Source organism: Rubrivirga litoralis, assembly GCF_031846415.1.
In the GTDB taxonomy this organism is placed as follows: domain Bacteria; phylum Bacteroidota; class Rhodothermia; order Rhodothermales; family Rubricoccaceae; genus Rubrivirga; species Rubrivirga litoralis.
The window spans coordinates 82,490-90,159 of record NZ_JAVRHT010000014.1 but is presented as its reverse complement, the minus strand read 5'-3'; the positions used below and the strand labels follow the sequence as shown (position 1 = coordinate 90,159).

The window sequence follows — 7,670 nt, the reverse complement described above, 5'->3', positions numbered from 1 at the left end:
AGGGCGGCGGCCGAAAAGTTCCGCGGCGCTCCCGCCCCGCCCGGTGGCGAGAGCGGGGCGGGGCGGGCATCTTGCTCTTTCCGCTCTTTCCGCTCTTTCCGCTCTTTCCGCTCTTTCCGCTCTTTCCGCTCTCTACCGCTCTTTCCGCTCTCTACCGCTCGGCCATCATCGTGCGCATGGCGCCCACGGCGAGGCCGTCGACGTGCTCGTTGAGCGGGACGCCGGCGTGGCCCTTCACCTTGACCCAGGCCACGTCGTGACGCTCGTCCTGAGCCATCAGCCGCTCCCACAGGTCGCGGTTGAGGACCGGCTTCTTGTCGGCCTTTTTCCATCCCCGCCGGACCCACCCGTCCATCCAGCGGTCCTTGAACGCGTTGATGAGGTAGGCGCTGTCGGAGTGGAGGCGGACGCGGCACGGCTCCTGGAGCGCTTCGAGCGCCTCGGCGGCGGCCGTCAGCTCCATCCGGTTGTTCGTGGTCTCGGGCTCGGCGCCCTTGAGGTCGCGCGTGATCGTGTCGGGCGGGGTGCCGTAGACGAGCGTGGCGCCCCAGCCGCCGGGGCCGGGGTTGCCCGAGCACGCGCCGTCGGTGTAGATGGTGACGTCTTTCAGGGGTTCGGGGTCGGAGGGTTCGAGGTTCAAGGGTGCAAAGCTACGGGCCGAGGCCGCGTGCTTTCTCCGAGCGTTCCGCCCCGTCCGGTGGCGCCGCCCCGCCCCGCCCACCATCTTCCCCGTACCCCGTACCCCGTACCCCGTACCCCGTACCCCGTACCCCGTACCCCGTACCCCGCCCATGAAATTCGTCGACTACGTCACCGTCACGGTCCGCAGCGGGCGGGGCGGCCCGGGGAGCGCCCACTTCCGCCGCGAAAAGTTCGAGCCCCGCGGCGGCCCCGACGGCGGCGACGGCGGGGCGGGCGGGTCGGTCGCGCTCGAGGGCGACGACAACCTGTACACGCTCCTCGACCTCCGCTACAACCGCCACCACTTCGCCGCGGCCGGCGAGCCGGGCGGGGGCTCGGGGAAGTCGGGCAAGACGGCCGACGACATCGTCCTGCGCGTCCCGCTCGGGACCGTCGCCCGTGACGGCGAGACCGGCGAGGCGCTCGGCGAGATCGTCGAGGACGGCCAGCGCATCGTGCTCGCGCAGGGCGGGCGGGGCGGGCTGGGCAACACGCACTTCAAGAGCGCCACGAATCAGACCCCGCGCTACGCCCAGCCCGGCGAGGCCGGCGAGGAGCGCGAGGTGACGCTCGAACTCAAGCTGCTCGCCGACGTCGGCCTGGTCGGTTTCCCCAACGCCGGCAAGTCCACGCTCGTCAGCTCGCTGTCAGCGGCCAAGCCCAAGGTGGCCGACTACCCGTTCACGACGCTCGAACCCAACCTGGGCATGGTCTACCTCGGCGACTGGCGCTCGTTCGTCGTCGCCGACATTCCCGGCCTTATCGAGGGCGCGTCGGAGGGGCGCGGGCTGGGCCACCAGTTCCTCAAGCACGTCGAGCGCAACGCGGTCCTCCTGTTCTGCGTCGCCGCCGACGCCGAGGACCCCGGCGCCCGCTACGCGACGCTGCTCGCCGAGCTGGAGGCGTTCAGCCCGGACCTCGTCGACAAGCCGCGCCTGGTGGCGCTGACCAAGATGGACCTCGTCGGCCCCGACCTCGCCGACGCCTGGGTCGAGGAGGCCCGCGCCGGCTTCCCGGACGACGTCGAGGTGCTCCCCGTCTCGGCCGTCGCGCAGCGCGGTCTCGACCGTCTCAAGGAGGCCCTGTGGGTCCACGTCGAGGCCGAGCGCGACGAGGCGGAAGGGTAGGGGAGGACCGCCCCGCCCGTTCGACAAGGCGCGGGCGGGGTGGCGCGACGACCGCCCCGCCCTCACACGGTGTGCCCGATGCAGACACTGCGCGTGGTGGCCGTACGTGTCCGCCCCGCCCGGGCGCCGCAGCCCGCTGGCGTTGCATGCAACACCGCTACGACGGCCACCCCGCCCGTGCCGTGGGCGGGGTGGTGATCTCAGGCCCGTGGCCCTCAGACCGCCTCGGCGACCAGGATCAGCGAGAGCGGCGCGTCCGTGTCCGCCGGCTCCACGACGTCAGTCAGCCGGAGCCCGGCCGCCGTCACCACGCGGACCCACGAGCCGAGCGTGCGGAAAAACCACGGCATCGGCTCAAAGTCGCCCTCGACGCCGTCGAACGTCTCCTCGCGCCACCCGTCGGCGTACGGCGCGCCGGCCGTGAGCGGGTGGACCGTCTGGACCACGATGCGCCCACCCCGCTCCAGCACGGCCGCGGCGGCGCGGAGCGGGGCGGCGGCCCGGTCGTCGAGGAGCGAGAAGTTGAACACGGCCACGTCGTAGGGTCCGCCCAGGCGGTCCGGGTCGGCGGCAGCCGCCTCGTAGTCGAGGACGTCGTAGGTCACGCCCGCCCCGCCCTCGGCGCGGGCCGCCTCGACGAGCGGGGCGGAGGCGTCGACGCCGTGGACGGAGGCGCCCAGCGCGCCGAGAGCGCGTGCCAGCCACCCCTCGCCGCACCCGACGTCGAGCACGCGCCCAGCCGGCGGCAGCCCGCCCACGACGGCCTCGACGACGGCCGCGTCCGTGCCCGCCCGGCGGCTCGGGATGTTCCCCTCACGGACGGCCGCCGTCCACGCCTCGGCGTTCCGGGTCCACGTCGGGACGAGGCGGAGGGCGGGGCGGTCGGTCACGGGCGGGGCGGCTAGATGGCCGGGTCGGGCGGCGTCGTGCCCGGGTTCGCGAGCCGCTCCTGCTGCGGGAACGGGTAGAAGTTCCGCGTCCGCTGGAACGGGTCCGAGGGGTCCGGCTCGCCCTGGTTCAGGCGCCGCGCGTCCTCCAGGCGGAGGCCCTGGAGGAAGAGCTCGGTCGCGCGGTTGTAGTAGATCTCGTCGAGCAGGCTCTGGAGGTCCGTGGGGCCGTCGTAGGCGTCGAGGTTCGCGGCGAGCCCGAACGGGTCCTCGGTGTCGGTCCGCACGGCGTTGATGGCCGCGACCGCCCCGCCCGCGTCGCCCTGCCGGGCGAGGACTTCGGCGCGGATCAGGAGCATCTCGTCGGGGACGTAAGCCGGAAGCGGGGTGATCAGGCTGGTGCCGATGAAGCCGGCCGCCGTCTCGATCGGGTAGTCGTTCACGCTCGTGTCGTCGTTCGAATCGGTGAAGTACGCGATCCGACCGTCGTCGTCCTCGACGCTCTCCAGCCCGAGGTCGTCGCGGACGGCGAAGCTGGGTTGCCCGAGCGACGGCGAGATGGCGGCGAACAGCGGGTTCGTCACGTCGGTCGTGTAGGTGAACACCGACGTCGCCGCGGGGTCCACGCGGCCGGCCGCGGCGAGCGCTCCGTCGAGGTCGCCGGCGAGGAGGGCGAACCGCGCGCGGTACGCGCGGATCGTGTTGAGCAGGTCGAACCCGCGCGGGACGACGTCTCGGAACGCCGCGTTGGGCGGGGTGGCGATCAGGAGGTCCTCGGCGGACGCCAGGAGCGAGACGGCCTCTTCGAGCGCGGCCTGCCGCGGGACGTACGTCGCCGGCCCGTCGGTCCGCGTGTCGATCACCACGTCCGTGAACCCAACGGCGAGGGCCCCGAGCGCCGCCGCCTTGTAGAACTGGGCGAGCGCGACGAGCCCGCTCTGGAGCGCCGGCTCGACCGTCTCGGTCGCCTGCGCCCCGGCGATGAGGGCGTCGGCCAGCGAGGTCGTCTGGTACATCTCGCGGAAGTAGCCGGTCACGTTCGCGTTCGACGGGTCGAGCCCCGCCCCGCCCGCGTCGAGCTCGAGGAGGTTGGCGAACGTGTTGTCCGCGGCCAGCTCGCGCGACGTGATCCCGGTCGTGAGCACGAGGTTGTCGTAGGCGCCCGCGTTGTACTGGCGCTGGAGGCCGGCGGCGGCGGAGAGAAGGCCCGCTCGCGTGCTGAACGCGTCCTCCTCGGTCGTCGCGTTGGGGTCGTCGATGTTCAGGTCGCACCCGGCGAGCGGGGCGGCGAGGGCGAGGGCGAGGGCGAGGCACCGCCCCGCTCGACGTGTGGTCGTGGTCATGGGATGGGGCGGGGTGGCTAGAGCGTGGCCTGGAGCGTGAGCCCGAACGTCCGGGGGATCGGGACCTCGACGAAGTCGTAGCCGCGGACGCCCGTCGACTGCCCAGCCACGTTCGTTTCCGGGTCGTACCCCGAGTAGCTGTCGAACGAGAGAAGGTTGCGGCCGTACGCCGTCACGCGGAGGCCCTGGACGCCCATGCCGCGGAAGAGGTCGACCGGGACGAGGTAGGTCAGCGAGACCTCGCGGAGCTTGACGAAGGTGCCGTCCTCGATCCAGTTCTCGAAGATCGAGAACGTGCCGTAGTTGCGGGGGTCCGGGCCGGGCACGCCCGAGTTCTGGTAGTACCCGACCGGCACGCGGCCCTCGATCTCGGCTTGGTAGTCTGAGAGCGTCCCGAAGTTGCGGAGCGCGGCCAGGCGGCGCGTAAAGTTGAAGATGTCGCCGCCGAACGCCCCGTCGAGTTGGACGCGGGCCGAGAACCGCCGGCCCACGTCGAACTCGTTGATCCAACTCGCCGTGAAGTCCGGGTTCGGGTCCCCGATGATCCGCTGGGTCCCGTCGCGGACTGGGACGATGACCGCCCCGCCCGCGTCGCGGAGGAGGCCGTCGTCGCCGATCGTCCCGGTCGTGAACGTGGGGAGGTTCTGCGCGTCGAGGACGATCTGGTTCGTCGCTGGGTTGACGGCGAGCCCGACGATGTTGCCGGCGTCGTCGCGGGCGAAGCCTGAGCCGTAGAACACGCCCTGCGGCTGGTCGTCGATGACGGCCACGAGCCCGAACGAGTTGCCCAGGATGAGCGTCTCGTCAGGGACGTCGTCGAACGGGTCGGCGGTGACACTGGGGTCGAGGTCGATCCGGTTCTTGTTCGTCGCGAACGTGGCCGTCGACGACCACCGGAACCCCTCGGTCTCGACGGGCAGCGCGCGGAGCAGGAGCTCGAACCCCTTGTTCGAGAGCTCGCCCACGTTCTGGAGCTGGTTCGAGAACCCCGACGTGAGCGGGAGCTCGACGTTGAGCAGGAGGTCCGTCGTGTTCTGCGTGTAGTACGTGGCCTCGATCCCGAGCCGGTCGTCGAAGAACCCGAGGTCGGTGCCGACCTCGAACTCGCTCTGGCGCTCGGGCTCCACGCCGGGGTTGCCCAGGAGGCCCGGGGGGAGCAGGCCGTTGGACCCGGCGTAGGCCCCCGGCCCATACCGCGTGAACCGCGTGAACGGCCCGATCGACGTGAGCCCGCCCGACTCGCCGTAGCTCGCGCGGAGCCGGAGCGTGGAGGGGAAGTACCCGTTCTGAGCGGCGCGGGCGTAGGCGTCGTTGCTGCCGGCGTCGTAGCTCGCGCTGACCTTGGGGTAGAAGTTGGTCCGGTTGTCCGGCCCGAACCGGCTCGACGCGTCGACGCGGCCGGCGGCGGTCACGAACAGTTGGTCGTAGACCCCGAACGTCTGCTGAACGAACGCCCCGAGCAGCGTGCTCTCGCTACGCGACTCGCCGACGGCCGACGGCCGCGACCCGCCGTCGACGGTCTCGACGCCCACGTTGAGGTCGAACGTCTGGATGGCGAACGTCGAGTTCTGGTCGTACTGCGACGTCCCGCCCAGCGTCGTCGTCGACTCGAGCGACTCCCCAAGCTGGGTCTGGTATTGGAGGCGGAGGTCGTTGTTGAGGTTCGTCACGTTGAAGTCAGCCCGGCGGCTGTAGCCGCCGTCGAACCCGCCGGCGGTCGACCCACGCGGAATGAGCGCGAGGCCACTCTGGGAGTACGTGTCGAGCCCGAGGACGTAGCTGATCGAGAGCCCCTCGGCCGGCGTCAGCTGCGCCTGGGCGTCGCCCGTGAAGCGGTTCGTCGTCTGGCTGAAGTCGAAGTTGTTGACCACGTCGAGCGGGTTCTGCTGAACCAACTCGATGGGGTCCCCCGCCGCGTCTACGGGTACACCGGGGCTCGTGACGGGGTACTCGCCGGTGACGGGGTCGGGCTGGATATCGATAAAGTTCGGGCCGAAGATGAACGCGGTGAGCGCGCCGTACGCCGAGTTCAGGCCGCCGTTGGGGATGTCCTGCGACCGGCTCCGCGTGTAGTTCGCGCCGACCGAGAGGTTGAGGAGGTCCCCGAAGTCCTGGCCGACGCGGACGCGCCCGTTGAGGCGCCGGAACTGGTTGCCGCGGACGATCCCTTCGTTAAAAAAGTGGCCGCCCGAGAAAAAGTAGGTCCCGCCGCCCTGGCCCCCTGAGACCGAGAGGTACTGCTCCGTCCCGACCGCCTGATGGAAGATGTCGTCCTGGTAGTCGAAGCGCTGCGTAGGCTGGGGGCTGAGGGACGCCTCGGGCGCCGTACCCTGAGGCCGGTCGAACGCTGCCCGGTTCACGTCGAGCGTTTTGCGGATGGCGTCGGTGCGCACCGATGTGGACAGCGTGACGGACGGGGCGCCGGTCTGCCCGCGCTTGGTAAAGATCTGGACGACGCCGCCGTTCGCGCGCGACCCGTAGAGAGCCGCCGCCGAGGCCCCCTTAAGGATCTCGATGCGCTCGATGTCCTCGGGGTTGAGGTCGACGAGTCGGTTTTGGTCTCCGCCGCCGAGGTCGATGAGCCCAGCCGACGTGTTGTCGATGATGACGCCGTCGATCACGTAGAGCGGGTCGGCCGAGCCGAGCACCGTCGACGGCCCGCGGAGGCGGATCGAGATGCCGCCGGCCGGGTTGCCCGAGTTCTGCGAGACGACCGCCCCGGCCACCTTCCCCACGATCGCCTGATCGACGGACGTGGCCCCGGCGTCGGCGATCTCGCGGGCGTCGATGGTCCCGATCGCGTTCCCCAGCTGGCGGCGCTCGATCGGGAGGCCGGTGGCGGAGACGATCACCTCGTCGGAGCGGAGGGCGTCGTCGGCCAGTTCGATGACGCCCACGTCGACCGTTGGGTCGGCCCCGAGCGTGACGGGCGTCTCGACGGTCGTGAACCCGACGAAGCTGGCCCGGAGCGTGTACGTCCCGGGCTCGACGCGGGCGTCGAACGAGAACCGGCCCTCGACGTCCGTCGCCGCGCCGGCCTGCGTGCCGTCGAGGAGCACCGACGCGCCGGGCACGCCGTCTTCGAGGGCCGCGTCGACCACGCGTCCCGTGATCGTGTAGGCGCTCTGGGCGAGCGCGGGGCCGGCAGCGCAGACGAGGAGGCCGACGAGGAGGGCAAGACGCATGGAGGCGGGGTGGGCTCGGGAGAAGCGGCCCGAAGGTACCGACGCCGCCCCGCCCGACGGGAGGCTCTACCCCGCGCCCTCTCGCCGCCCCGCCCAGACGCCGCACGGCGGGGGCGGGGCGGCCCGTCACGCGCCCCCGATGCGGAGGTGGTCCACAACGCGCTGCACGCCGGGCGCCTCGACCACCACGTCGATCAGGGCCTCGCGCGCCGCGCGGTCGGCGACGTCGCCGTAGACCGAGACGACGCCGTCGTGGACGTAGAACGCCAGCCCGCGCGCGGCGAGGCCCGCCGCCTCGACGCCGTCGTGGAGGGCGCGGGCGAGGCCGGCGTCGGCCGACGTCTGCGTCCGCCGCCGCTGCGCGCGCGCGACGGCCGCGCGGAGGCCGGAGAAGAGTCGGGGCACGGGTCCAGGGGCGGGGTGGGGGAAGCTACGGGCCGCCCCGCC

Annotated in this window: 6 protein-coding genes; 1 reads left to right on the top strand and 5 read right to left on the bottom strand. The window is 72.0% G+C overall.

What is annotated here, in order from left to right; genetic code table 11:
* Positions 1–151: 151 nt before the first annotated feature.
* Positions 152–640 carry a ribonuclease HI gene (gene rnhA, locus RM540_RS07700; RefSeq protein ID WP_311662973.1) on the bottom strand — a complete coding sequence of 163 codons (489 nt, stop codon included), beginning with the start codon at positions 638–640 and terminating at the stop codon, positions 152–154.
* Positions 641–791: 151 nt separating this feature from the next.
* Between rnhA and obgE the strand changes: the two genes are divergently transcribed.
* The gene (gene obgE, locus RM540_RS07695; RefSeq protein ID WP_311662972.1) at positions 792–1,808 is read left to right on the top strand and encodes a GTPase ObgE; all 1,017 of its coding nucleotides are present in this window, start codon (positions 792–794) and stop codon (positions 1,806–1,808) included.
* Between the two features lie 215 nt (positions 1,809–2,023).
* On the opposite strand, the gene RM540_RS07690 is transcribed toward obgE, so the two are convergent.
* The 4 genes from RM540_RS07690 to RM540_RS07675 all read right to left on the bottom strand — a co-directional run bounded on the left by RM540_RS07690 (position 2,024) and on the right by RM540_RS07675 (position 7,628).
* The gene (locus tag RM540_RS07690; RefSeq protein WP_311662971.1) at positions 2,024–2,698 is read right to left on the bottom strand and encodes a class I SAM-dependent methyltransferase; all 675 of its coding nucleotides are present in this window, start codon (positions 2,696–2,698) and stop codon (positions 2,024–2,026) included.
* A gap of 11 nt (positions 2,699–2,709) precedes the next feature.
* Positions 2,710–4,038 carry a RagB/SusD family nutrient uptake outer membrane protein gene (locus tag RM540_RS07685; RefSeq protein WP_311662970.1) on the bottom strand — a complete coding sequence of 443 codons (1,329 nt, stop codon included), beginning with the start codon at positions 4,036–4,038 and terminating at the stop codon, positions 2,710–2,712.
* 17 nt (positions 4,039–4,055) lie between these two features.
* On the bottom strand, positions 4,056–7,223 hold the full coding sequence (locus tag RM540_RS07680; RefSeq protein ID WP_311662969.1) for a SusC/RagA family TonB-linked outer membrane protein: 3,168 nt from the start codon (positions 7,221–7,223) through the stop codon (positions 4,056–4,058).
* Between the two features lie 126 nt (positions 7,224–7,349).
* Complete coding sequence (locus RM540_RS07675; protein ID WP_311662968.1) at positions 7,350–7,628, bottom strand: BON domain-containing protein; 279 nt, start codon at positions 7,626–7,628, stop codon at positions 7,350–7,352.
* Positions 7,629–7,670: the final 42 nt, after the last annotated feature.